Origin of the sequence: Candidatus Clostridium radicumherbarum (assembly GCF_045310525.1) — a bacterium.
GTDB lineage: Bacteria > Bacillota > Clostridia > Clostridiales > Clostridiaceae > Clostridium_AT > Clostridium_AT radicumherbarum.
Genome location: NZ_JBJHZY010000004.1, coordinates 145,134 through 170,521, shown reverse-complemented (window position 1 = coordinate 170,521; position 25,388 = coordinate 145,134). Strand labels below are relative to the sequence as shown.

The 25,388-nt window shown below is 34.6% G+C and carries 19 protein-coding genes and 1 riboswitch; of the genes, 13 read left to right on the top strand and 6 right to left on the bottom strand.

The genetic code is table 11. The features are described 5' to 3' along the window. Nucleotides 1-18: 18 nt before the first annotated feature. Nucleotides 19-120, top strand: a riboswitch (purine riboswitch). 110 nt (nt 121-230) lie between these two features. The 3 genes from ACJDUH_RS16840 to ACJDUH_RS16830 all read left to right on the top strand — a co-directional run bounded on the left by ACJDUH_RS16840 (nt 231) and on the right by ACJDUH_RS16830 (nt 2,843). Next, nucleotides 231-1,664 carry an NCS2 family permease gene (locus ACJDUH_RS16840; protein WP_406766371.1) on the top strand — a complete coding sequence of 478 codons (1,434 nt, stop codon included), beginning with the start codon at nt 231-233 and terminating at the stop codon, nt 1,662-1,664. Nucleotides 1,665-1,809: 145 nt separating this feature from the next. After that, nucleotides 1,810-2,457, top strand: coding sequence for a pyrophosphatase PpaX (gene ppaX / locus ACJDUH_RS16835; protein WP_406766370.1), 648 nt, complete (start codon nt 1,810-1,812; stop codon nt 2,455-2,457). A gap of 140 nt (nt 2,458-2,597) precedes the next feature. Beyond that, nucleotides 2,598-2,843, top strand: coding sequence for a hypothetical protein (locus ACJDUH_RS16830; protein WP_406766369.1), 246 nt, complete (start codon nt 2,598-2,600; stop codon nt 2,841-2,843). Nucleotides 2,844-2,971: 128 nt separating this feature from the next. On the opposite strand, the gene ACJDUH_RS16825 is transcribed toward ACJDUH_RS16830, so the two are convergent. Both ACJDUH_RS16825 and ACJDUH_RS16820 read right to left on the bottom strand, forming a co-directional pair. Then, nucleotides 2,972-3,760 (bottom strand): TSUP family transporter, encoded by a 789-nt coding sequence (locus ACJDUH_RS16825; RefSeq protein WP_406766368.1) that lies wholly within the window; start codon nt 3,758-3,760, stop codon nt 2,972-2,974. A gap of 193 nt (nt 3,761-3,953) precedes the next feature. Next, on the bottom strand, nt 3,954-5,816 hold the full coding sequence (locus tag ACJDUH_RS16820; RefSeq protein ID WP_406766367.1) for an LTA synthase family protein: 1,863 nt from the start codon (nt 5,814-5,816) through the stop codon (nt 3,954-3,956). A 342-nt stretch (nt 5,817-6,158) separates the two neighbouring features. On the opposite strand from ACJDUH_RS16820, the gene rlmD reads away from it, so the two are divergent. Continuing rightward, nucleotides 6,159-7,520, top strand: coding sequence for a 23S rRNA (uracil(1939)-C(5))-methyltransferase RlmD (rlmD, locus tag ACJDUH_RS16815; RefSeq protein ID WP_406766366.1), 1,362 nt, complete (start codon nt 6,159-6,161; stop codon nt 7,518-7,520). A 226-nt stretch (nt 7,521-7,746) separates the two neighbouring features. On the opposite strand, the gene ACJDUH_RS16810 is transcribed toward rlmD, so the two are convergent. Continuing rightward, the gene (locus ACJDUH_RS16810; RefSeq protein ID WP_406766365.1) at nt 7,747-9,192 is read right to left on the bottom strand and encodes a PQQ-dependent sugar dehydrogenase; all 1,446 of its coding nucleotides are present in this window, start codon (nt 9,190-9,192) and stop codon (nt 7,747-7,749) included. Nucleotides 9,193-9,504: 312 nt separating this feature from the next. Here ACJDUH_RS16810 and ACJDUH_RS16805 point away from each other — a divergent pair, with 312 nt between their 5' ends. Continuing rightward, on the top strand, nt 9,505-10,050 hold the full coding sequence (locus ACJDUH_RS16805) for a histidine phosphatase family protein (RefSeq protein ID WP_406766364.1): 546 nt from the start codon (nt 9,505-9,507) through the stop codon (nt 10,048-10,050). Between the two features lie 157 nt (nt 10,051-10,207). Here ACJDUH_RS16805 and ACJDUH_RS16800 read toward each other — a convergent pair whose 3' ends face one another. Both ACJDUH_RS16800 and ACJDUH_RS16795 read right to left on the bottom strand, forming a co-directional pair. Further along, entirely contained in the window at nt 10,208-10,951 is a 744-nt protein-coding gene (locus tag ACJDUH_RS16800; protein WP_406766537.1) for an ABC transporter permease, read from the bottom strand. Between the two features lie 17 nt (nt 10,952-10,968). Beyond that, a complete protein-coding gene (locus ACJDUH_RS16795) occupies nt 10,969-11,625 on the bottom strand; it encodes an ABC transporter ATP-binding protein (RefSeq protein ID WP_406766363.1) in 657 nt (218 codons plus the stop codon). A gap of 240 nt (nt 11,626-11,865) precedes the next feature. Between ACJDUH_RS16795 and ACJDUH_RS16790 the strand changes: the two genes are divergently transcribed. The 7 genes from ACJDUH_RS16790 to gndA all read left to right on the top strand — a co-directional run bounded on the left by ACJDUH_RS16790 (nt 11,866) and on the right by gndA (nt 22,802). Then, the gene (locus tag ACJDUH_RS16790; protein ID WP_406766362.1) at nt 11,866-12,174 is read left to right on the top strand and encodes a PadR family transcriptional regulator; all 309 of its coding nucleotides are present in this window, start codon (nt 11,866-11,868) and stop codon (nt 12,172-12,174) included. 256 nt (nt 12,175-12,430) lie between these two features. Beyond that, nucleotides 12,431-12,625 (top strand): hypothetical protein, encoded by a 195-nt coding sequence (locus ACJDUH_RS16785; protein WP_406766361.1) that lies wholly within the window; start codon nt 12,431-12,433, stop codon nt 12,623-12,625. Nucleotides 12,626-12,879: 254 nt separating this feature from the next. Further along, on the top strand, nt 12,880-15,501 hold the full coding sequence (gene ppsA, locus ACJDUH_RS16780) for a phosphoenolpyruvate synthase (RefSeq protein ID WP_406766536.1): 2,622 nt from the start codon (nt 12,880-12,882) through the stop codon (nt 15,499-15,501). A gap of 102 nt (nt 15,502-15,603) precedes the next feature. After that, nucleotides 15,604-16,515 carry a PhzF family isomerase gene (locus ACJDUH_RS16775; RefSeq protein ID WP_406766360.1) on the top strand — a complete coding sequence of 304 codons (912 nt, stop codon included), beginning with the start codon at nt 15,604-15,606 and terminating at the stop codon, nt 16,513-16,515. 317 nt (nt 16,516-16,832) lie between these two features. Next, the gene (locus ACJDUH_RS16770) at nt 16,833-18,257 is read left to right on the top strand and encodes a DNA/RNA non-specific endonuclease (protein WP_406766359.1); all 1,425 of its coding nucleotides are present in this window, start codon (nt 16,833-16,835) and stop codon (nt 18,255-18,257) included. 398 nt (nt 18,258-18,655) lie between these two features. Then, nucleotides 18,656-21,289: an NYN domain-containing protein gene (locus ACJDUH_RS16765; RefSeq protein WP_406766358.1), complete on the top strand. Its 2,634-nt coding sequence runs from the start codon at nt 18,656-18,658 to the stop codon at nt 21,287-21,289. A 103-nt stretch (nt 21,290-21,392) separates the two neighbouring features. Then, nucleotides 21,393-22,802: an NADP-dependent phosphogluconate dehydrogenase gene (gndA, locus tag ACJDUH_RS16760; protein WP_406766357.1), complete on the top strand. Its 1,410-nt coding sequence runs from the start codon at nt 21,393-21,395 to the stop codon at nt 22,800-22,802. Nucleotides 22,803-22,898: 96 nt separating this feature from the next. On the opposite strand, the gene ACJDUH_RS16755 is transcribed toward gndA, so the two are convergent. Next, nucleotides 22,899-25,067 (bottom strand): immune inhibitor A domain-containing protein, encoded by a 2,169-nt coding sequence (locus ACJDUH_RS16755; protein WP_406766535.1) that lies wholly within the window; start codon nt 25,065-25,067, stop codon nt 22,899-22,901. Between the two features lie 173 nt (nt 25,068-25,240). Between ACJDUH_RS16755 and ACJDUH_RS16750 the strand changes: the two genes are divergently transcribed. Continuing rightward, a complete protein-coding gene (locus ACJDUH_RS16750; protein WP_406766356.1) occupies nt 25,241-25,369 on the top strand; it encodes a hypothetical protein in 129 nt (42 codons plus the stop codon). The last annotated feature ends 19 nt before the right edge of the window (nt 25,370-25,388 follow it).

Genomic DNA, 25,388 nt, shown 5'->3' with positions numbered 1-25,388 from the left:
ATGTTAACATAGGAAATGTATTTAATTGAATATTACATCCATATAATCTTGAAAATATGGTTCAAGAGTTTCTACTAAAAGACCGTTAATCTTTAGGCTATGGGTGAATCCATAAGAATTTATTAAGTTTTATGACTTTTTTATTTCCTCTGCCGGGTTTGCCACTAGCCCTGTAGAGGATTTTTTATTTAGTTGTACAATATTTCAACTTAGAGGAGAGAGCATAAGGTATGTCTAAATCGAAGGAAACCAATCAGCAAAAATCATTTTTGGAATCATTTTTTAAATTAAAAGAAAACAATACAAATGTTAAAACAGAAATAATAGCCGGTATAACTACATTTATTACTATGGCCTACATAATTTTTGTTAATCCAAATATATTAAAATTTGCAGGGATGAATGCACCAGGTATAAAGGGTGATGGAGCTGCTGCCTTTACCGCACTTAATGATCCTGTTGTAGCCTCTGTATTTGCCGCAACTTGTATAGCAGCTGCCATAGGTACTTTAGTTATGGGTTTATATGCTAATTTGCCCTTTGCACAAGCACCTGGTATGGGACTTAATGCATTTTTTACTTACAGTGTGTGCTTAACTTTAAAATACACTTGGCAGCAAGCTTTAGCCGCTGTGTTTATTTCTGGTGTATTATTTATAATAATAACTGTTACCTCCATAAGAGAAAAAATAGTAGATGCTCTACCCCACAATTTAAAGCTTGCAATTTCAGGTGGAATTGGACTGTTTATTGCATTAATAGGCCTTAAAAGCGGTGGACTTATAGTAGCAAGTCCTGAAACCTTAGTTCAATTTGGTGATTTTACAAAGCCTGGGGCAATACTTACAATAATTGGCATTGCTATTACCGGAATTTTGATGGCCAGAAATGTTAAAGGTTCTATATTAATAGGCATAATACTTACAACTGCTTTAGGAATACCTTTTGGACTAACGCATTTAGCTGGAGTAAAAATAGTAAGTACTCCACCTTCACTTGCACCTACCTTTATGCATCTTGATTTTAAGGGATTGCTTTCTAACAGCGGCTTAGGTGCTGCAGGAATAGTTGGTGCCATTACGAGTTTAGTAATGGTTGTAATAACCTTTAGTTTAGTTGACTTATTTGATACAATAGGAACTCTAGTAGGTACTGCTCAAAAGGCAAATATGCTGGATTCAGATGGAAGAGTTAAAAATATGCATAAGGCTCTCCTTTCAGATGCAGTTGCAACTACTGCAGGTTCAATTCTAGGTACGAGTACTATTGTAACTTATGTAGAATCTACTTCAGGAATATCTGAAGGCGGAAGAACAGGGCTTACTTCACTAACAGTAGGTATACTATTTATACTTTCAATATTCTTTAGTGGTCTTGTTGGAATAGTGCCTGCTGAAGCAACTGCTCCAGCGCTAGTTATTGTAGGTGTACTTATGATGGGTGCAGTTACAAAGATAAACTTTGACGATTTTACAGAAGCTCTTCCTGCTTTCTTTACAATAGCAATTATGCCTTTTAGCTATAGTATAGCTAATGGTATTGCAGCAGGAATAATATTTTATCCTATTGTTAAAATTGCCACTAATAAGCAAAAGGAAGTTCATCCAATTGTTTATATTCTAGCACTATTATTCATATTAAGATTTATATTACTGCCACATTAATAAAAGCAAAAATGCGCCGCTGAGATCTTTCTCTTGGCGTATTTTTTTAAGCTAAACTTAAGTAAGCTATTAAATGGGCTTGTATTTGCATTAATTAAATTATCATAATATAATTAATGGGTAAAATGTGAAAGGGGATGTAAGCATGATAAAAGCAGTATTATTTGATCTTGATGGTACGCTTATTGATACCAATAACCTTGTAATTGAATCCTTTAAACATACTTTTAAGGAGGAACTTAATATTGATGTACCTGAAAGTGAAATTGTAATGTATTTTGGGGAACCCTTAATTGATACCCTAGCAAGATATGATAAAGAAAATGCTCATTTATTGCTTAATACATATATAAAATATAATGAATCTATTCATGATGATACTGCTAAAGAAGTAGTCGACGCAAAAGAAACTCTTTCAGAACTAAAGGCATTAGGAATAAAAGTTGGAGTGGTGACATCTAAAAGAAAATTAATAGCTGAAAGAGGATTAAAGCTATTTAATCTATTTGATAAAATGGATGTAATTATTACTCCGGAGGATACCTCAAAGCATAAGCCAGAGGCGGAACCAGTGTTAAAAGCCTGTGAATTGCTAAAGGTACAGCCAAATGAGGCCTTAATGATAGGGGACAGTCACTATGATATACTTTGCGGCAAAAATGCCGGGGCTAAAACCTGCTTAGTAAAATATACTGTGTTACCCATAGATAAAATTATGAGTTATAATCCAGAATATGCTGTTGATAGCATAAAGGAAGTAATTAATATAGTCAGAGAAGAGAACTTTAGGTAGAAAATTGCCTAAGGTTTTTTTATTAAATTTCTCATTAAAGAAGGAAATTGTCTGAAAATATAGAATATATTATACAATGCAGTATTTAAATTTATGAGAGGTTTTTTTGCTGTAATTATGCTTTGAAAGGGTGTATTAAAATGAACAAACTTTATTATTGTAATGATTGTAAAAGGGTTATAAATAGTGAGGAAAACTGCAATTACTGTAATAGTAATTTAGTTTATGAGCTTGTAGATGGGGCACCTGTTAATGTAATTGGGACAAAGCTTAAAGGGAAGGTATTAAAGATTAAAGAAAACACTGTTAGATTATTAATAAAAGATGAAGGAAATAACAGATTAATAAAAGATTATGAAGGGGATAAATTAAGAAAAATAATATAAAAAAGTATAAATATATAATTATGCATTGAAGATAAGGATTACTAAATTACATAGATAAAATTAAATAGTTTTTATAGGGGGCATCTTTACTATTGGTTAAGCTGCCCCCTTGTAATTTATGAAACTTTTTATTTTACAAACATTTGATATAGCATTTTTACTGCAACTCCTAAAGACATGGTTACAAATATAGGCTTAATAAGCTTGGCTCCTTTAGTTAATGCAAGTACTGTACCTATTCTTGCTCCAAAAATCATAAATATAGCAACAGGGATACCTAACATATAATTTATTTGTCCATTTATAGCAAATAACAAAAGTGAAGTAATGTTGCTTATGAAATTTAAAAACTTTCCATTTCCACTTGCCTTAACAAAATCAAATCCATATATATTAATAAGTCCGAAGATCAAAAAGGAGCCTGTCCCAGGTCCGAAGAAACCATCATAAAAACCTAGTGAAAGTGCCAAAAGCATTCCTAACATAATGGTTTTTTTTGTTATTGCCACAAATTTATCTTCCAAACCAATGGTTTTTGAAAAAATACTATATACACCAACACACAGCACTAAAACTAAAACTAGAGTAGAAAGAAAATTTTGATCTACCTTTAATACTGAGGTTACTCCTAAAACTGCACCTACAAAGGTTAATGGTGCTAAGTATTTCATTATCTCAAAATTAATTTTACCGGAACGTGCAAATTTCACAGAACTTGTGAAAGAAGCAGCAGTAGATGAAAATTTGTTCGTCCCAAGTGCTAGATGCGCAGGAACCCCAGCTAATAAATAGGCAGGAACACTAATTAAACCACCACCACCTGCAATGGAGTCTACTAAAGCTGCCAAAAATCCTAATGGACATAGTATTAAAAGCTTAATTAAAAAATCATGGTTTAACGAAAGATTATAAAGCATATTTACACCTGCCTGAAATTAATAATTTCCCTAAATATTTTAACATGTTTTACTAAAGTAGTCTAATTTAATTTATAAAATTAATGAATTAAAAGACATTCTACTTAATATGAAAAAAATCAGTAAAAATGGCATCAAAATGAGTTATTACTTATTGTAGCAATAAATAATAACTCATTTTGATGCCATTAAATTAATTAATACTGTCTTTATATTTCTTAATTAAGTTATGCTTAAGAATATCATCAGAATATTCAAGCTGCATTTGGGCATTGTCTTTTTTTGCTTTTAGATTATCATCCTCAGCTGAGGGCGCACCAGTTTTTATATTATAGTAAGTATTAGTAGGAGAATAATAATAGATATTTCCGTCAGTAAAGGAGCCATTTCTAAAAATTACAGTTTCATCCTTTGAATTAAATAAGTCTTTGCCCAATGTATCTCCGCTTTTTAGAGAAAATAAATTTTTAAGGGTTGGGTAAACATCCATATCGCCAGCAAATTTATTATAGGTACCTGCATTTTTATCCTCAGGGAAATGAATCATCATTGGAACCTTTTGAAGCATAGACCACTGCAAATCGTTCATATCCTTAATATTCATAAAGTCAGCTAATTCCTGCTCATTTTCCTTAGGAATTGCATTATGATCTCCATATAAAACAACTATAGAATCCTTTAGTATTCCTTCTTTATCTAAGGTGTCTAGAAAATCTCCAAGAGCCTTGTCAGTATAATGTATTCCTCGAATATAATTACCAATCAAGGTGTTATTGTATTTGCCTACATTAAAATCCCCATAACCCGCTTGGTCATCAAAAGGAAAATGGCTGCTTAAGGTGATTAAAAAAGCATAATAAGGACTCTGCATTGCCTTAAGTTTATCTACAGATTGCCTTAAAAAGGATTCGTCACTAAGTCCAAGTCCAACCTTAGAATCTATATTATAATCTTTATCACTGTAAAAGTTATCAAAACCTTCTGCATTGTACATGACATTTCTATTCCAAAAGGTGCTTTTAAAGCCATGGAGAGCAGCAGTACTATAACCTTCAGCTTTAAAAGAGGTTCCAAGGGAATTAAATTCATTTCCAGCATACATGTAATAGGCAGCACCTGAAGAAGATGGGTACAGGGAATTATTGGTCATAAACTCTGCATCAGAGGTTCCGCCTGAAGAAATCTGATAGAAGAAGTTATTAAAATAAGCACTTTTCTTAATCCATTTATTAAGATTTGGCGTAATTTCCTGACCTTCAATCTTCTGATTTATTACAAATTGCTGCAGTGCCTCAACTTGAATCATAATAAGGTTCTTTCCCTTAGCAGTACCTGACAACTTGTTAGTTTGTACAGTGGAATTACTTTCAATAAAGGTTTTAATAGCTGTTTCCTTTTCTTGTGGCAAGGCTGAATGCCTATCAATTGTATTTGAAAATTGGTTATATATATCTATGCCGTGAGCATCCAGTATTCCTAGGTCAGTCGCTATATATATTCTATTAAACATTGTTGTAATAAGCCGTGGTTGTTCAACAGATAATTTATAAATATAAATTGAGTTTATGGCTCCTCCTGCAATAAGCAAAATTACAAAGGAACATAATCTAAGTCTAAGTTTTGTTTCATTAAAGCCTTTACCTAGATTTAATTCTTTAATAACAAAGAACAAAATTATATCGGCTATATATAATAAATCACTAAGTTTAAATAAACTAGCAACACTGGACTTAACTGTTCCAAGCATTAGACCATTTCTAAGCACGGATATGGTAGGAATATCTTTGAAATACCTGAAATAATTAATATCACAAATTAAAATTAAGCTTATAAAAATATCCAAGATTAAAATTGCCTTAATTCTGCTTCTCTTCTTAAAGAGTAAAAGAAAACTTATTAGAATCAATACTGAAGATGCTATTGGAATAATAATGGTTTGATATTTAAAGTAATTTTCTTGAATATGTCTGCCATATAACAACACTTTTATAGTTAAGGTAATAAAAAATAAAATAATATCTAAATTATTTATAAGAATGTTTTTAGCTTTTTTCATAAAAACGTTCCTCCATGTTTGTATTCTGCAGGGTGAAATCACTAATATTTTTCATTTGATAGATATTAATAAAACTTACAACCCAAACTTCTCGCAGTTTAAAGTATAGGACTTATTTATGACAATACTGGTACAAAAGTGTTAATAAACTGTTACAAATTATAGTGCAAAAATATTAATAATTCAGAATTATATTATAGGTATATCTAATTCGTTAGCATATTATTCAAGATGCATTTACTCATAAAAATAAAAGATTTTATTTACTTTATAAAGCTGATATTGCATAATATTAATGTTATGAAATTAATGTGACATTTGAAATTACTTTGGAGGTATTTTATGAAAACAGGCAAGGAATATGAGCTTAATATAGATAGTACAGAGTTTCCAGGGATGGGAATTGCTAATTTAGAAAACAAAAAAGTCTATGTAAAAAATGCACTTCCAGGACAAAAAATTAAAGGAAGAATAAGCAAAGTAAAATCAGTCTATGCTGAAGCAAAGGTTGTAGAAATCCTGGAAGATGTTGATTATAAAATCCCAGTAAATTGTCCTCATTATGATGACTGCGGTGGCTGCACTCATCAAGAAGTGCCTTATGAAAAGCAATTAGCACTTAAAAGTAAGCAGGTACTGGAGCTTCTAGATGCTGGTGAAATAAAAGACTTTGAATTTCTTGGAATAGAAAAAAGCCCTGAAGAATTTAACTACAGAAATAAAATGGAGTTCACCTTTGGAGATTATGAAAAGGGTGGAGAGCTTACTTTAGGGATGCATTTAAAGGGTAGAAGCTTTGGAATAGTAACAGTTGATAACTGTCTAATTGTTGACACGGATTTTAGAAAAATATTATCTGCTGTTTTAAATTATTTTAGAGAAAAAAAACTCTCTTATTACAAAGTAATAAAGCATGAAGGATATTTAAGAAATTTGGTAATAAGAAAAGCAAAAAATACAGGAGAAATATTAATTAACTTAGTCACAACCTCACAGTTAGATTTCGACCTTACCGAATTTACAGAAAAGCTTAAAGCCATAAAATACGAAGGAAAACTTACAGGTATAATTCACTTCATTAATGATTCTCTTTCTGATATGGTTGCTTTTGATAGTCTAGAAGTGCTTTATGGTAGAGACTACATAATAGAAGAAATTTTAGGATTAAAATTCAAAATTAGCCCAATGTCCTTCTTCCAAACAAATTCTAGGGGAGCAGAAAAGCTATACAGCTTAGTTAAAAACTTTATGGGCAATGCAGATTCTAAAACTGTTTTTGACCTTTACTGTGGTACTGGAACTATAGGCCAAATCGTAGCCCCAAATGCTAAAAAGGTCATTGGTATAGAATTAATCGAAGAAGCAGTAATAGCTGCAAATGAAAATGCTAAATTAAATGGCCTAAATAACTGTAATTTCATTGCAGGAGATGTGGCTAAGGTAATTCAAACCATAAAGGAAAAGCCAGATATAATTATTTTAGACCCGCCAAGACCGGGAGTTCATCCAACAGCCTTAAAATATGTTATTGATTTTAAGGCTCCGGAAATTATCTATGTATCTTGCAACCCTAAGAGTTTAGTTAATGATTTAAAGTTATTGACTGAGGAAGGGTATAAGGTTGAAAAGGTGGTATTGATGGATTTATTTCCACATACTCCGCATGTGGAATCAATAGTACTGTTACAACGAAAAAACAACTAGAAGTGGTTCCATTGCAGTATATTTGAAAGATAACTTAGAATTTAGGCGTGAGAGCAATGACTTTCACGTCTTTTCTTATAAGTAAAATATATATGGTCACCCATTTAATATAAATACGAGAGAATTGCCATATGAAAAAGGTCAGAAAGCAATGGAGGTATGTCTTTTATATACCTCCATTAAACTCTTTCATCATTTACATCAAATCAGTTTCAAAATTTATGAATCATGGAACAATTTGAAAGATAGTACCTTGGTTAAAATCGGTCACATTCATAGAGCCATAAACCCCTAAATATAGTCTGGTTTGATTCAAATTCGTTCCCAAACTAGTATAATAAGCTGATTGAGATCCAAAATTATAGTCGGTTTCAATAACACTAAAATCATTTAGTTTACAATCTGTTCTTGCCCTGGTATAAGCTAAAACCCCTCTAACAGGAGGCTTTGATCCTTCATTTCGGGCAAAATCGGTAAACACAACGCTTCCAGTTAAATCGGGAATTTCATTTCCCATATATGGTTGGACTCCTGTAAGTGCAGTTGCTCCAAATTTATCTGGCCTAGGATCTTTATGAAAATAGCTGATTAGAGGGGGAATACGATGGGTTGAAGTTTTTACTGCATCATTGTAATAAGCAAGTGTTTCCTCATCCAAAGCTTTATATGCAGAGCAGTCCCTTATAATGGTCGTAGGAAAAGCACCTTCCCACCCTCGCCAGCCAAAGTTAATAAATCCTTCTTGGTCAGGTTCGGATTTCATTAAAGAAGCTTGAATAAGCTGAGTAACCGGTATTGGCTTATAATGAACGAATGAAAAAATTGACTCTACTAGATCCTGTCCCACAATTCCTACGTACTTGATATACTGGTTATAAAATCTTTGAAATGAAATACCAGGTATATTTCGAACTCCTTTGGCAATTACAGAAAGCGCTTCATGAATAGGAACAGGTAGTTCATTAAAACGTGTGACAACTGGTGGATTATTGATAAATGTACTCTTAGCTACATCAATTTCAATTATTTTACCGGCGATTTCCATATCATTCTGACTTGAATTAAATGGATCATAGCCTGAGCCACCATCTCCGGTTGTTAAAACAAGTTTTCCTGTCTCAGGTGAAAAGTTTAAGCTATTGACACCATTATGATTAAAAAATGGTCTTCTTAAATTAAGTAATGTTCTGCGTTTTTGATGTTGGCCATTAGACTCAAAAATCCATTCTTCAATTGTATCAATATGATCATATCGAATTTCTCTATTTATCCACTTTTGGTTTAAGGTCCTAGGGTCACAGGGGTTAGGCTTAAAAAATTCAGGAAGACCTTGTCTTGAAACTTCTGAACTAGGAAGAGCACCTGGACCTTGTGTTCCAGCTACTGAATAATGTAGATAAAACAGACCATTATAATTAAATTGAGGATGAAACGCCAGCCCTATGAGTCCACGTTCATCATATTTACCACCAGAAAAACCTAGTTTTAAGATTCGCGGGCGTATATCTAAGAAAGTTCTTACAACTCCATTTCCAATGTAAAAAATCTCTCCTACCTGGGTCGCAATAAATAATCTTTCCATTGAGTCGCCCGGAAGTATAGCTGTTTTCAAAACAGTTGGCATATTTATCTTACTAACAATGGGCCGTAAACTAACTTTAACTTTTACCAACTAACTTTACACTCCTTCATATTCTTTTCTTTTAAATGAATATGATTAGAACTGTTCTATTAGTACTACTTGGCTTTATAACTAAGGTAATAATACTTATCTTGAGGCAATAGAAATGCCCTCTCCAAAATGTTGATAAAGTTGAATAAAAATTAAATGATGTTATGGATGCGAGGGCCTGAATATGTATTAGGGACAGAGAAACGTACTAATTAAACTTTTCAAATATTAGCATTGCAAACTTGAGCAATTTAAAGTAAATATCATATATTAGTAGTAATAAAGAAAGTATGCGTAGAAGGAGAAGTTACTTTGAATAGCTCGTTATTAAATTTACTTAGGAGTGGAGGATATATATTATATGCTAAGCATGGGGAGGCGACAGTTGGAGAGGATCAGCCTAATTTAAATTTTCGTTACTGTAATACCCAAAGAAATCTTTCTGAAGTTGGAAGAAGGCAGGCGATTTACTATGGAGAAATATTTCAGATGCTGGGGATTCCAGTTAGTTATCCTATTATAACCAGCCCCTTTTGCAGAGCCATAGAAACGGGCCAATTAGCTTTTGGTAGAGCCAATGCTCAAATTGATCCATTTCTTTTTCAAATCTATAGTCTAAGTGGAAATTTGTCTAGTGTAGAACAGAAAAGAATATTAGACTTTCTTCAATCTCAATTAGAAATCAAACCCCTTCAAGGAAGTAATAAGGTAATTATTTCCCACAGTTTTCCACAGGGAATTGGTTTGGGTCAAATTCCAGATATGGGAACGGTAGTTATAAATCCGTTGGGACGAGATAAAGGGTATAAAATCATCACTAAATTGTCTCTAGAAGATTTAGCGAATTTATCAAGGTAATTTAAAGAGGGTATAAGTAAAGGAGTTTATTTTAATAAGTATATTTTATAAGTTATATTGAAATGATTGATAAAAAATAAGCCCATATGCTGGACGAGAAATCCAACATATGGGCATTATGAATTCTGCTTATATGAAATGTTTCTAAATACTATTATTAAACCAACTGTTTTCTTTTATTGAAGAAACCCTTATAGGACAAATAGCATGCTATAAAAGAAGATATTGAGGTAGTTGAAAGCAGCATAAAGGTTACCATTATCTGATATTTAATTGCTTCAACTGGTGAAGTGCCTGCAAGTATAAGACCTGTCATCATACCGGGCAGTGATACAATACCCAATGTCTTTGCAGAATCAATTGTTGGCAGCATGCCAGTCTTTATAGAATTCCTGATTATCTCAATAGAAGAGGGTAAAATATCTGCACCAAGGGAAAGCTTTGTTTCAACTTCTTCTCTTTTATTTTTAAAATCCGAACTTAATTGCCTGTAACAAAGTCCCAAAGCCACCATCGAATTACTAATAATCATACCACTAACAGGGATAATTTGATATGGCTCATATTTTATTGCACCGGAAAATACAAGAATAGCTAGTGTTGCTATAGTTCCTACAGCTATTGATATAAATGATATAGACAATCCATTCTTAATACCCTTTCCTCTTTTGGCGGCGTTATATGCGGCATTAAAAGACATAAATAATAACAGCAAGGTCGTAAAAATTGGGCTTTTAAAGCCAAATATATAATTAAGCAAATATCCTACAATAACTAATTGTACTATAGCCCTTATTACACTAATTACAATTTCCTTCTCTAATTTTAATTTTTGAAAATATGAAAAAAGTAATGATACCAGTACTAGTGATGAAGAAATTAAAAGTGATGAAGTATTCATTAAATTACTACCGCCACTCATCTTAGCACCTCCAATGAGTTAATTTCGCCAGCTTCAATAGTTAGTAATTTGTGTGCATTTCTTTTACTTTGCTCAGGATTATGAGTTACCCAAATGATGGTTGTACCATTCTGGCTTAATGATTTCATTACATTTTCAACTATTAAGGTATTATCAACATCCAGTGCAGATGTCACTTCGTCCAAAAGTAATATTTCGGGCATAAACAATAATGTCCTTATAAGTGCAATCCTCTGTTTTTCGCCTCCAGATAGATTTTTAATGTCCTTTTTCAAATATTCTTTATCAAGGTTAAATTGGCAAAAAAGTTCTTCTGCTCTTTTTAAATCTACTTTAATATTTCTTAAGTGGTATGGAAATGAAACATTGTCCATAACAGTTTCGCCAAAAAGATATGGGGTTTGAAAGCAGTATGCAATATCCTTCCTAAGATCCATAGGATTATGTTCCATAATAGACTTGTTTTTATATAGTATTGTTCCTTCAGTTGCACTTATCAGGTGACAGCAAAGTTTAAGAAATGTGCTCTTACCACTTCCTGACGGTCCCACAACGGAGATATAATCTCCTTGATTAATTGAAATTGTTATATCTTTTAGTATAGTTTTATTATCATTAATAAAAAATGTATTTTGGAATTCTAATAAGGGCATAATGCTCACTCCAATCTATAAATATCATTTAAATGAATAAATTATTCTTTTTCATATTAAATTAAAGGTATAGAAAATTAAAAAAGTTATCTGACATAATGGTTAATAACTTATAAAGAATCCCTTTCTTGACTGTAGTATGTTCAACTGATAAAATATTATGATAATAGCTAATATCGATAACGGTACGCGATATTGATGTTAGATACTATAAAAAAGGATATCATAGGAGGAATTTAAATGCAAGAGCAAATTATGAGAAAGCTATTTTTAGGATTTATTCATATTCACATATTACATCATGCTAAAAAAGAACCTTTCTATGGTTCATGGATGATAGAAGAGCTTAGCGAACATGGATACGAAATTAGTTCAGGCACATTATATCCTATACTTCACAATTTAGAAAAAAATGGTGTTTTAAAAGTTGAAGATAGAAATGTAGAGGGAAAGATAAGGAAGTATTATTCCATTACTAAATTGGGCGAAGAGATATTTAATGAGGCCAGAGCAAAAGCCTATGAATTATTTATAGAGATAAAAGAGTAAGAAGATTTCCGTACCAGCGTCGGAGGATGCCAAGGCTGTCATTGGGGATACGCCTTAAGCAATACGAGGCAGCGTTAGTTTAATGTATAAACATTTTACTCAAAAACAATAAATAATTTTATGCACATTTATATATTAATCTTTATATTATAATATTACGATATTACGATATATCAGCATACTGTTTTAAATAATAATTGGTTGATGACACATGTAATATAACTTGTTAAAAATATTAAAAATTGGAGGGTAAGAAATGGATATATTAAATGGATTTATTTCAGAAACAGATAATAACTCTAAGAATGTTATATTTGTGATACTTATTCTTGTTTTTGTTTTGGGATTTGGAAAAAATACAGGATTTAATTTATTTAATAACAGCGATGTAAGGGGCAGTGCGCCTCATCACAAACATAGAAGAAACTCATGTAATAGTCAGGGTGGATGAAGTTTATGATATTGATCCAATGGTATTGGATTTGTAATTGCAAGGAATAGAAGATAAGTACATTAGTATATTGAAGTGTGTTTTATTACCCTCAGACTAAAAAGTTTGGGGGAATTTTCATTCCTCCCACTTCTATTATATCATATGAAATTTTTAAATTACAGACTTATAATTTACGCTTATTATGTGTATTATAGGAGCAGATATTACTTCATAGAGAATTGCTTCACCCAAAAAGAGGAAGGAGTATGAGTATGAATTCATATGTGCTTAACTTTCAGGAAATTGACAAAACAAAACTTTCCATGGTGGGGGGGAAAGGCGCCAACCTAGGGGAATTATCTAAGATTCGAGAAATCGTAGTACCGGACGGTTTTTGCGTTACCACAGAAGCATATAAAAAGATAATTGGAAATAATCAGGAACTTAATGGTTTATTAGATGAATTATCTCAGGTAAGAGTAGAAGATAGAGAAGAAGTTGGTGAAATTAGTGAGAAAATCCGTCTACTCATCGAAAGAATATTTATTTCTGAGGATATAGCAGAAGAAATCACTGGTAATCTCACAAAGTTTGGTGAAAAAGATGCCTATGCCGTGCGTTCCAGCGCAACTGAAGAAGATTTACCGACAGCCTCCTTTGCCGGCCAGCAGGATACGTATTTGAACATAATCGGAAGGGATGCAATCCTAAAGCATATCAGTAAGTGCTGGGCATCGCTATTTACCGAGAGGGCAGTAACTTACCGCATTCAAAAGGGTTTCGACCACCGTAAAGTCCAATTATCTGTGGTTGTTCAGAAGATGGTCTTTCCAGAGGTGTCAGGAATTTTGTTTACTGCAGATCCCGTCACTTCTAATAGGAAGGTGTTATCCATTGATGCCAGCTTCGGACTTGGTGAGGCTTTGGTCTCCGGACTGGTGAATGCTGATAACTATAAAGTGCGTAACGGCAAGGTTGATCATAAGAAGATATCCACCAAGAAACTGGCTATTTATGCCTTAAAGAAAGGCGGTACGAAAGCACAGGAGGTTGAGCCTGAGATGCAGAATAGGCAAGTGCTGAGGTCTGAACAGATTTTGGACCTCACGCACATAGGCAGAAAAATCGAAGAACATTTCGGCTGCCCCCAGGACATCGAATGGTGTTTGGTTCATGATACATTTTATATTGTCCAGAGTCGTCCAATCACTACTTTATACCCCATCCCTGAAGCAAATGATAACGATGAAGAAAAACACGTCTATATATCTGTTGGCCATCAACAAATGATGACAGATCCCTTGAAACCGCTAGGAATGTCTATATTCCAATTAACATCTTTTGGACCAAGGTTTAAAGCTGGTGGAAGGTTATTTGTTGATGTAGCACAAATGCTAGTTTCGCCTGACAGCAGAAAAAAGTTATTAGATAACATGGGACAACACGATCCGCTTATGAAAGATGCACTCATTACCATAATAGAGCGAGGAGATTTTATAAAAGTTTTATCAAATGATAATGAGGAACAGAGCTTTGGTAAAAGTAATAAAGTTATGCCGTCTGGGGATTCTGAGCCAAAAATCGAAAACGACCCTGCAATCGTTTCTGATTTGATTAAGAGAAGTCAAGCATCATTAGAAGATTTAAAACTAAACATCCAAAGGAAATCAGGATCAGATTTAATTGATTTTATTCTAGAAGATATAGTGGAGTTAAAAAGGATTTTATCAGACCCAAAGAGTTCAGCTGTATATATGACTGCTATAAATGCTTCGTCATGGATCAATGAAAAAATGATGGAGTGGTTAGGCGAAAAAAACTCAGCAGACATCCTTTCTCAATCTGTACCAAACAATATTACTTCGGAAATGGGTCTATCGCTATTGGATGTGGCAGATGTGATACGTCCTTATCCAGAAGTAATTGATTATTTAAAACATGTAAAAGATGATAGATTTTTGGAGAAATTGACTAAGTTGAATGGTGGACAGGAGGCTAATAATGCTATCTATGCATATCTAAAGAAATTCGGAATGCGATGCAGCGGAGAAATAGATATTACTAGAACCCGCTGGAGCGAAAAACCAATTACACTTGTCCCATTGATTCTCAGTAACATCAAAAACTTTGAGCCTAATGCCGGTAATCGGAAATTTGAGAAAGGGCGGCAAGAAGCTTTGAAAAAAGAACAGGAGTTACTGCATCGATTAAAGCAATTACCTGATGGTGAGCAAAAAGCAAAAGAAACAAAACAAATGATCAGCCTAATACGGAATTTCATAGGTTATCGCGAATATCCAAAATATGGTATGATTAATCGCTACTTCTATTATAAGCAGGCTTTACTGAAAGAGGCTGAACGACTCGTACAAGCAGGAGTTATTCATGAAATGGAAGATATATACTATCTCACTCTTGAAGAACTTGGAGAAGTCGTACGTACAAATAAACTGGATTATCAAATTATAAGCAAAGGCCAAGATGAGTACAAATTCTATGAAAAGCTAACTCCTCCGCGTGTTATCACCTCTGAAGGTGAAATACTCCACGGTGAATATAAACGAGGTAATCTCCCAACTGATGCTATTGTGGGTTTGTCTGTTTCTTCTGGTATTATAGAAGGACGTGCACGTGTCATCTTAAACATGGAGGATGCTGATATAGAAGATGGAGATATTTTAATCACATCCTTTACTGACCCTAGCTGGACACCATTGTTTGTGTCCATAAAAGGCCTTGTCACTGAAGTTGGTGGACTGATGACCCACGGAGCAGTTATAGCACGTGAATATGGATTACCAGCAATTGTGGGAGTAGAAAATGCTACCAAACTTATAAAAGATGGGCAGCGAATTCGCGTGCATGGAACGGAAGGGTATGTTGAAATCCTATAATTAGGTAAGTATCTGTTTAAAAGTGGGTCCTAGGTTAATTATCCTAAATAGCTAGAAAAAATATTTAATATATAAGTTTAAAATATATTTAAGGGGGAAATCATGATAAGAAAATTTAATTTATATCAAATTGATTCATTTACAAAGGAGAAATTCACAGGAAATCCAGCTGGAGTAATTACAAATGCAGATGGATTAACTGATTATGAAATGCAGAAAATTGCTAGAGAACTTAATAATTCAGAAACAGCTTTTATATTTTCTTCAAATAGCGATGACTATGATGTTCTTATACGTTTTTTTACACCTACAAATGAAGTGCCTATTTGCGGACATGCAACTATTGCTGCCCATTATATCCGCGCTGTTGAAAATGATCTTAATACCTCAAGAGTTTATCATAAAACAGGTGCTGGAATTTTACCTGTTGATATAATAAAGGCAAATAATGATTATAAAATAGTTATGACACAAGGGAAAATTGAGTTCGGTGATATTATTAACGGCATAAATAAAGAACTACTATTAGCAGCACTTAATATAAAAAATAGTGATTTATTAGAAAACTATGAAATTCAAATTGTATCTACAGGTCATTCTAAAGTTATGGTAGGTATTAAAAGTATTGTGACATTAAATTCATTGAAGCCAGATTTTAATGCACTTTCTAAGTTAAGCAAGCTTATTCAATGTAATGGATACTATGTTTTCACAGTTGATCCAACAGATAGTGATATACTAATACATGGTAGAATGTTCGCACCTGCAATAGGTATTAATGAGGATCCTGTTACTGGAAATGCAAATGGTCCTTTGGGTGCATATCTCGTTCATCACAATCTTGTTAATTACAATAATTCTTTGTTCAGATTTAAGGCGAAGCAAGGTGAAGCTATAAATCGGCAAGGTATTATTGAGGTAGAGGTTAAAGTGGAAGAAAAAGAACCTGTACAAGTTAAAGTTTCTGGAAATGCTGTGATAATATTTAAATCCGAATTGGTATTGAAGGAATAAGGGAAATAATGTATCAATCCCCTTACATAGAAATTTTATCCTAAATGCATTCGAAACAAGTTTCTTTAATATAATTATTAATGGGGATAAAAAATAAACAGCAAAATAAATGGACAAAAATTTATAACAAAACAAGGGAGTTATTCATATAAATCATTGTAATTCCAGATCATCTATAGTCTTATATTCACACAGTTATCCTACCCGTTATTTCATACTTATAAAATTGTATTAAGACAATGCTCTCCATTGCCCTAGCTTTAATTTCTTATACATAAATTATTTTAGCAAACTTATTTAAAAGGGGAGTGGAAAATGTGAAAAAAAGGATAGCTATTTTTTTAAGTGTGTGTGTATTATTTCTCAGCTTTTTAGAAATTTCTCCCAAAGTACACACAAAAGCTGCCACTGCAGCTAATGTAGTTATTAGTGAAATTTATGGCGGTGGCGGAAACAGCGGTGCGTCGTACAAAAATGATTTTATTGAGCTCTACAATCCTACAAACTCCAGCATTAGCTTGACAGGATGGTCTATTCAGTACGCTTCTTCCAGCGGTTCATTTAATAACATAACCAATTTATCAGGCAGCATTGGCTCCCATAAATACTTTTTAATCCAAGAAGCAAGTGGGGGTGGCGGGACTGTCAGCCTACCTGCTGCTGATGTAACAGGCACTATAAACTTAAGCGCAAGCAGTGGAAAAGTTGCATTAGCAAAAGTCACTACCACAGTATCTGGATCGACAGATTCAAATGTTGTGGATTTTATAGGGTTCGGATCTGCAAATGATTCAGAAACTTCTCCTGTGGGTACCCTTTCCAATACTACAAGTGCAGAACGCAAAGACAACAACGGTGGAACAGTTGCCGGTCAAGGAAATGGTTGGGACACTAACAACAATGCAAGTGACCTGTATATTACAAGCAGCATAAATCCTCAGAATTCCTCAAGCCCAGCTGAGCCGTCAGCACCACCACCAGCTGGTGATGATGAAAATATAACTCTCGGAAATCCAAGTAGTGCAACCACTGATATATCTAATTCAAATAATTATTTAATGATTAAAACACAATATGATTTTTCCTATAATAATAGCAAACACGAACCTAACTGGACCAGTTGGCATCTGGATTCAGGTGATCTTGGAAGTGCTCCCAGGCAGGATGATTTCCGCCCAGACACCACTCTTCCAACAGGGTGGTATGAAGTTGCCGCAGATGAATTTTCTGGTTCGGGGTTTGATAGAGGACATATGTGTCCTTCTGCTGACCGCACAGCCACTGTTGCCGACAATTCAGCAACTTTTCTCATGGATAATATGCTTCCTCAAGCACCGAACAATAACCAGATTACCTGGGCAAATTTGGAGAATTATGCACGCACGCTCATTTCAGCTGGTAATGAGTTATATATCATATCTGGTGGATATGGAAGCGGAGGTGCTGGATCCAATGGGTATAAGACCACTGTAGGGAATGGTGTTGTAGTACCTGCAAAGACCTGGAAGATAATTGTAGTGCTGCCTAACGGTAATAATGATGTCAGTAGAGTAACAACTTCAACTAGAGTAATATCTGTTTTGATGCCAAATGATCAGACATGTAATAGTCAGCCATGGGGTTACTACCGAACAAGTGTAGATAATATTGAGTCACTTACCGGTTATGATTTCCTTTCTTCAGTACCTACAAGTATCCAAAATACCATAGAGACTAAAGTTGATAATGGACCTACTAGTTAACACAATAACTTCATCAATATTATTTTAATTAATATATATTAATTAAAGAGGATTCAATGGTATGAGTTGAATCCTCTTTAGTATTTAAAATTTCTTTCGTTTATATTGCTATTATGTTTCCTGATGGTTTATATTTTTTACGAAAGTAACATATAAAGATTTAATTTCCCCTTTAGAAGGAAATATGTTAAATAAAAATATGCTGCAGCAAAGGCTCCAAAGTATAAGATAGTTATGAGCATAATTCCATTTGTAAGGGTAGTGCTTTATTAATATAAATTTTGAATTAAATTGTCAAATAAGAATCTTACTAGTATGATAGTAATAGAATATGGAAATATAAGCTATGAAAAGCAGTAAATAAAAAACATCTAAAAATAAAGGATTTGAAATACATTATGAAGAAATTAATCATTGGAATATTAGCCCATGTAGATGCAGGCAAGACAACATTATCGGAGAGTATGCTTTATCTAAGTGGTAAGATTGGAAAGCTTGGAAGAGTAGATAATAAAGATGCTTATTTAGATACTCATGAACTAGAGAAGTCAAGGGGAATTACCATTTTCTCAAAGCAAGCTATCTTTGAAATAGAAGAAACTCAGGTTACCTTACTTGATACCCCTGGCCATGTTGATTTTTCAGCTGAAATGGAGAGAACACTTCAGGTACTGGATTATGCCATTTTAGTGATAAGTGGAGCTGATGGAGTACAGGGTCATACCAAAACCTTATGGCGGCTGCTTGACATGTATAAGATACCTACTTTTCTATTTGTTAATAAGATGGATCAAAAGGGAACGGATAGAGGCAAGTTAATAAAAGAGATAAAAAAGCAGCTGAACGACGGCTGCATTGAATTTGGAAGGGGAAGTACTGAATACTTTTATGATGAGCTTGCCATGTGTGATGAAGCAATGATGGAAACTTATCTGGAAGCAGGTGAGATTAAAACTATGCAGATAGAAAAAGCTGTTAGAGAGCGGAAAGTATTTCCATGTTATTTCGGATCAGCTTTAAAATTAGAAGGTATTGAACAATTTATGCTGGCATTAGTAAAGTATACTATGATACCTTCCTTTCCAAATGAATTTGGAGCCAGGATATTTAAGATAACAAGAGATGAACAAGGAAATCGACTCACTCATATGAAACTAACAGGCGGAAAGCTTAAGGTTAGAGACACCCTAAGGAATGATGGCTGGGAAGAGAAAATTAATCAAATTAGAATATATTCAGGACAAAAATTCCTGACAGTTAATGAGATAGAGGCAGGTGCAGTATGTGCAGTAACAGGACTTAATCAAACCAGAGTGGGAGATGGTTTAGGGATAGAGGGAGCTTCAGGTATACCGGTACTAGAACCTGTTCTCTCATATCAGATTATTCTACCAGAAGGCTGTGATCCAAGAGTAATGCTCCCAAAACTTCGTCAGATTGAAGAAGAGGAGCCGGAGCTTTATATTGTCTGGGATGAAGAGTTACAGGAAATTCAGGTACAGATTATGGGAGAGGTTCAGCTTGAAATACTGCAAAGTCTTATACAAAGCCGATTTGATACTCAGGTGTCCTTTGATGCTGGGAAAATTGTATATAAAGAAACTATTAAAAATGTGGTAGAAGGGGTAGGGCATTTTGAACCTTTGCGACATTATGCTGAGGTTCACCTGCTGTTAGAGCCAGGGGAGAGAGGCAGTGGGCTTAAGTTTGGATCTAAATGCAGTGAGGATGTTCTAGCTAAAAGCTGGCAAAGACTTGTGTTAACCCATTTGGAAGAAAAAGTGCATAGGGGAGTTTTAACCAGGTCAGCAATTACAGATGTGAAAATTACTTTAGTCTCTGGCAAAGCTCATATTAAACATACAGAAGGCGGTGACTTTAGAGAAGCTACTTACCGTGCTGTACGTCAAGGTTTAAAGGAAGCAGAGTCATTAGTACTTGAGCCCTATTATACATTCACTCTGGAATTGCCTGAGAAAATGGTCGGAAGAGCTATGACTGATATCGAGAAAATGCATGGGAGCTGCGAAATATCTGAGACAAATGACGAGATGGCAATTCTTGTAGGAATTGCTCCAGTTATTACTATGAAAAATTATCATAAAGAGGTCGTTGCCTATACCAAGGGTCTTGGGAGGCTGTTTTGCAGTTTGAAAGGCTATGAACCATGTCATAATACTGCGGAGGTAATTGAAAGTATAGGATATGACCCGGAAAGAGACCTAGTAAATCCAACAGGTTCTGTATTTTGTACACATGGAGCGAGCTTTATAGTAAATTGGGATGAGGTCAAGGATCATATGCATATTGAAAGCTATTTTCAAAAGAAAGATGACTTAGAGGTAGCAGCAGTTAAAAATCAGATTATATATAGTAAAGAGCAGTTAATAAGCCTAGAGGAGATTGATGAAATTATAAGTAGGACTTTTTATGCTAATCAGGGGAAGAAGTCTGCCTGGAAAAGAAGTAAACCAACTCATAAAAGTGATTCTGAGCCTGTTAGCCATATCAGAGAACAGATAGAAACTAAGGAGGAATATCTTCTTGTGGATGGCTATAACATTATCTATGCATGGCCTGAACTTAAAGAGCTTGCAGATGAAAATATGGAGATTGCAAGAATGAAATTGCTTGATTTACTAAGCAATTATCAAGGTATTAGGAATTGCCACATCATTGCTGTTTTTGATGCTTATCGCGTTAAGGGTCATATTGAGGAAATTATCGACTATCATAATATTCATATGGTATACACAAAGGAGGCACAAACTGCTGACCAGTTTATTGAAAAATTTGCACATGACAATCAGAAAAAATACAATATTACAGTTGCAACCTCAGATGGCCTTCAGCAAGTAATTATTAGGGGAGCTGGTTCTTACTTGTTATCCGCTAGGGAACTAAAGAATGAGATGGAAAGAGCTAATGAAAACATAAAGCAGGAATATGAGAAAATGCAAGGAGAAAACCATAATTATTTGATGGATTCATTGCCTATAGAATGGCATCCATACATAAAAGATAACTTATAAATTTCATAAATAAAATAATAAAAAATAATAGAAAATAGACTTAGAAGAGAAAATATAAAATATAAAAGGAGAATAATGAAATGTCTTAAGGGAGGGATATAAAATGACAAAGCAACAGTTTGGTGTAATTGGTTTAGCTGTTATGGGTAAAAACTTAGCCATGAACATTGAGTCCAGGGGATATACTGTTTCTGTATACAACCGTTCAAAAGACAAGACTGAGCAGCTTATTTCTGAAACAAAGGGCCGAAATATTACAGGCACATATTCAATAGAAGAGTTTGTAAATTCACTAGAAAAACCGCGTAAAATAATGATGATGGTGAAGGCAGGTGCTCCAACAGATGCTACCATTGAACAATTAATTCCTCATATAGATAAAGGTGATATATTAATTGACGGAGGAAATGCTTTCTTTGTTGATACACAGCGACGTAACAAACAATTAAGTGAACTAGGCTTTCATTTTATAGGTACAGGTGTTTCAGGTGGAGAAGAAGGGGCTTTAAAAGGTCCTTCTATCATGCCAGGTGGACAGAAGGAAGCTTATGATTTAGTTGCACCCATATTTAAAGATATTTCTGCAAAAGTTAATGGGGATCCCTGCACAACTTATATAGGTCCTGATGGTGCTGGTCATTATGTAAAAATGGTTCATAACGGCATTGAATATGGTGATATGCAGATAATCGGCGAGGCATATTTTCTTCTAAAGCAGGCGCTGAGATTATCTGCAGAGGAGTTTCATGAGGTATTTTCTGAATGGAATAAAGGGGAGCTTGATAGTTACCTTATTGAAATTACATCGAATATTTTTACAAAAAAAGACGATGAAACTGGGAAGCCGCTTGTTGATATGATTTTAGACACTGCTGGACAAAAGGGAACAGGTAAGTGGACTAGTCAAAGTGCCCTTGATCTTGGCCTTCCTCTTTCACTGATTACTGAATCAGTCTTTGCTCGGTTCATTTCTGCAATGAAGGAAGAGAGAGTGGCTGCAAGCAAAATCCTTAAGGGACCAGCAGTAAAACCTTTTTCAGGTGATAAAAAGGTTTTTATTGAATCTGTTCGAAAGGCTTTATATATGAGTAAGATTTGCTCATATGCCCAAGGCTTTGCACAAATGAGGGCAGCTTCTGAAGCTTATAATTGGAATCTTCAATATGGTGATATAGCTATGATTTTCCGTGGCGGCTGTATTATTAGAGCTCAATTTTTACAACGTATTAAAGATGCTTATGACATGAATCCGGGTTTGAAAAATCTGCTGCTGGATCCGTATTTCAGAGGAATTATTGAAAACTATCAGCAATCACTGCGTGACGTAGTTGCCCAATCAGTACAATTTGGCATTCCTGTTCCATGTTTTGCATCAGCTTTATCATATTTTGATAGTTACCGTACAGCAGTTTTGCCAGCTAATTTATTGCAAGCACAGCGCGATTATTTTGGAGCACATACTTATGAGAGAATAGATCGTCAGGGTATTTTCCATACTAATTGGCTTGAGTAACTGGTGAAAAATGAATTAAGCATAAAAACCTATGCTAAAACTAAAGTTAAAGCATAGGCTTCTTTTTTTCAGTATAATTAAAAATTCAAAGTTGTATTATTTTGCCTTGCGTACCTGTATTTCCATGAAAGGTGGTAGATTCCCTTCATTCTGCTGACGTACTTGAATAATCGTACCAGTATTTGGGCTTTTCACGCTTCCTTGTGGATTAGCGGGATCCCAGTATTGGATACTATCGTCAAATACCTTGACTGCTGGTTGGCTAAGAATAGGTGACAAAGCATCTTTAACATGTAGATTTAAGCTGTCTGTTGGATATAGTGAGAATGTAGCATCATAGGATTGAACTCGATTACGCCATACAGCACCATTAACATTTGTAAGTGCTTTGTAATGTGAATCGATTGGAAGAATCAAACCTGCTCCAGGATGTTGACTTGTGTTATTATTCTTTTGAGAAGTATCCCAATAGTTTATAAGGAGACCATCCTGATAAGGGAAATGATCAACGTTGTTTGCCTTATCACCAGTATATCCAAAGAAATATGGGCCAGTCTGCAGTGAGGAATCGTAGCCTTTGTAAGTCCTATACTCTGCAATGTAGTAGTTATCATAAAGCTTATTTTCGGTACCAGTGGAAACTTTGAAACCCTTAAATGTCCAGCCAGCTTCTGCTTCAGCACCATCTGTTGCTAAAGAGGTAATGTTGATGTCATCTACCATTAAGCCATTTCCTCCAGTATTTGCATCTGTCCAGTAGCGGAAGCCTAGAAGGATATTTCCAGACGGTAGGTTAGCAGTCAAATCAACCCATTTATTGTTGGAGGAACCAGTTATGCCAAAGCCCTTGTTCTGACCGTTTGGATCTATAGTTACAGAGATGTTTGTCTGTAGGCTCTTCCAGGTAACTCCGTTATCTGTTGAATAAACAAGATAAGCATAATCCCAATCTTTCTCAATATCATACTTTACTTTAGCTGACAGAGCTGCGCCTGCAGGCAAGTTGAAGGATTTATACATAAAATTATCCAGGTTATCACCTTGGCCACTGTAGTAGAAATTAGAGCCAGCATAAGGGGTGCTGATGTTCATAGTCACTGATTTCTTTGGAAGTGGAACAATCACAGCTTGAGCCTGTTTGGTGTTGAACTCTACAGGCCCCAATCTGTATGCAGCATTAGTTTTTGATGGATCTGCTACCTCATAATTTAACCAACCCATTTGGTATTTTTCCCATGCACCCATATGGCTTGGCATAGAACCTATATCCTGAGTACCGTCGCTCAGCCAGGAACCTGAGGACATAAGTGTCCAGAAAGCGGTACCATTTTCACCACCCTTAGTGTCGTATAGGTCAGGAAGGCCAAGGTCATGGCCGTACTCATGGGTAAATACTCCTACTCCGCCATTCTCAGGCTGAACAGTATATTTTCCAACCCAGTAATTACTATTTCCAATCTGGATTCCTCCAAGCTTATTGAAAGAAGGACCTGCAATTCCGGCCAGATTCTGATAAGCATACCAGCTGTGACTCCATATTGTCCAAGGAGGTGCTCCAGCTTCTTCACCTTCGCCGGCATGTACAGATTGGAAGGTATCTATATATCCATCCGGTTCGTTAAAGTTACCGTCATTATCATAATCGTAACGGTCTCTTTTATCAAACTGACTAAGGTAAGCATTTATCTCATCGTCAGTCTTGCCAGCATCCTTTTGCTGTTTATACCATCCGTTAACCTCATCCTGTAGGAATTTCCAAATATCATTACTGGCATTGTCATCGTAATTTGCAGCATTCCCTGGAACTAAAATCCAATCAGTAACATCTCCATTGACTGTATAACGATTGGATGATTGCTCTTTATAGAAGTTGAGCATGGAGTTTGCACCTGATGTATCGTTGAACAGCATATCCATATAATAGTTTCTGCTAAAATCGGATGTCCAGATTGTTGAATTGTCAACATTACGGTCTGGTTTAGGAATTGTGTTATGCTTAAGATCTTGAAACTCTCCTAGGACAGTCCAGATGGCACCTTCGCCTTCACGATCCAATTCAACATACTGGCCTTTTGCAACTTCTTGAGTTTTTCCCTTTGCTTTACCATTGAGTTTCGCATTAAGGGCTTGCTCTTTTAACTCAAGTTGTTTTGTTGTTAATGGATCTGGACGGTTATCTTCTTTTTGTAGAAAGCCAGGGTCTTTATTAATACTTGCATCAACTTTCGGTGCAGCATTGGCAATTGTTGTTAAGCCTAAAGTCATTGTTGCTGCAATTGCCAATATACGAAGATTTCTTAGCTTCATTTTAATACCCCCCATCTTTTACAGAATTAAGCTATTAGCATAAAACTATGAATGCATATTTTATGCTCATTGACTGTTATATTTGCTATTACACCCCCTTTTGATAATTATATGGATATAATGTCAGCCATATGACTTATTACTTCTTTGATTTATTAAACTGGTTCAGCGTACTAGCAGGAACTATATCTTTACTTACTGTTTTAGTGCTAGTACCTAAGAAAAATGAAAATGAAAATAATCAAAAGGCAGCAGCTTAATATTCTTTCTGAATAGTTT

Excerpts from the sequence above, each read along its gene's own strand:
- ACJDUH_RS16840 (WP_406766371.1), top strand. The coding sequence starts at position 231 with ATGTCTAAATCGAAGGAAACCAATCAGCAAAAATCATTTTTGGAATCA.
- ppaX (WP_406766370.1), top strand. The coding sequence starts at position 1,810 with ATGATAAAAGCAGTATTATTTGATCTTGATGGTACGCTTATTGATACC.
- ACJDUH_RS16830 (WP_406766369.1), top strand. The coding sequence starts at position 2,598 with ATGAACAAACTTTATTATTGTAATGATTGTAAAAGGGTTATAAATAGT.
- ACJDUH_RS16825 (WP_406766368.1), bottom strand. The coding sequence starts at position 3,760 with ATGCTTTATAATCTTTCGTTAAACCATGATTTTTTAATTAAGCTTTTA.
- ACJDUH_RS16820 (WP_406766367.1), bottom strand. The coding sequence starts at position 5,816 with ATGAAAAAAGCTAAAAACATTCTTATAAATAATTTAGATATTATTTTA.
- rlmD (WP_406766366.1), top strand. The coding sequence starts at position 6,159 with ATGAAAACAGGCAAGGAATATGAGCTTAATATAGATAGTACAGAGTTT.
- ACJDUH_RS16800 (WP_406766537.1), bottom strand. The coding sequence starts at position 10,951 with ATGAATACTTCATCACTTTTAATTTCTTCATCACTAGTACTGGTATCA.
- ACJDUH_RS16795 (WP_406766363.1), bottom strand. The coding sequence starts at position 11,625 with ATGCCCTTATTAGAATTCCAAAATACATTTTTTATTAATGATAATAAA.
- ACJDUH_RS16790 (WP_406766362.1), top strand. The coding sequence starts at position 11,866 with ATGCAAGAGCAAATTATGAGAAAGCTATTTTTAGGATTTATTCATATT.
- ACJDUH_RS16785 (WP_406766361.1), top strand. The coding sequence starts at position 12,431 with ATGGATATATTAAATGGATTTATTTCAGAAACAGATAATAACTCTAAG.
- ppsA (WP_406766536.1), top strand. The coding sequence starts at position 12,880 with ATGAATTCATATGTGCTTAACTTTCAGGAAATTGACAAAACAAAACTT.
- ACJDUH_RS16775 (WP_406766360.1), top strand. The coding sequence starts at position 15,604 with ATGATAAGAAAATTTAATTTATATCAAATTGATTCATTTACAAAGGAG.
- ACJDUH_RS16765 (WP_406766358.1), top strand. The coding sequence starts at position 18,656 with ATGAAGAAATTAATCATTGGAATATTAGCCCATGTAGATGCAGGCAAG.
- gndA (WP_406766357.1), top strand. The coding sequence starts at position 21,393 with ATGACAAAGCAACAGTTTGGTGTAATTGGTTTAGCTGTTATGGGTAAA.
- ACJDUH_RS16755 (WP_406766535.1), bottom strand. The coding sequence starts at position 25,067 with ATGACTTTAGGCTTAACAACAATTGCCAATGCTGCACCGAAAGTTGAT.
- ACJDUH_RS16750 (WP_406766356.1), top strand. The coding sequence starts at position 25,241 with ATGACTTATTACTTCTTTGATTTATTAAACTGGTTCAGCGTACTAGCA.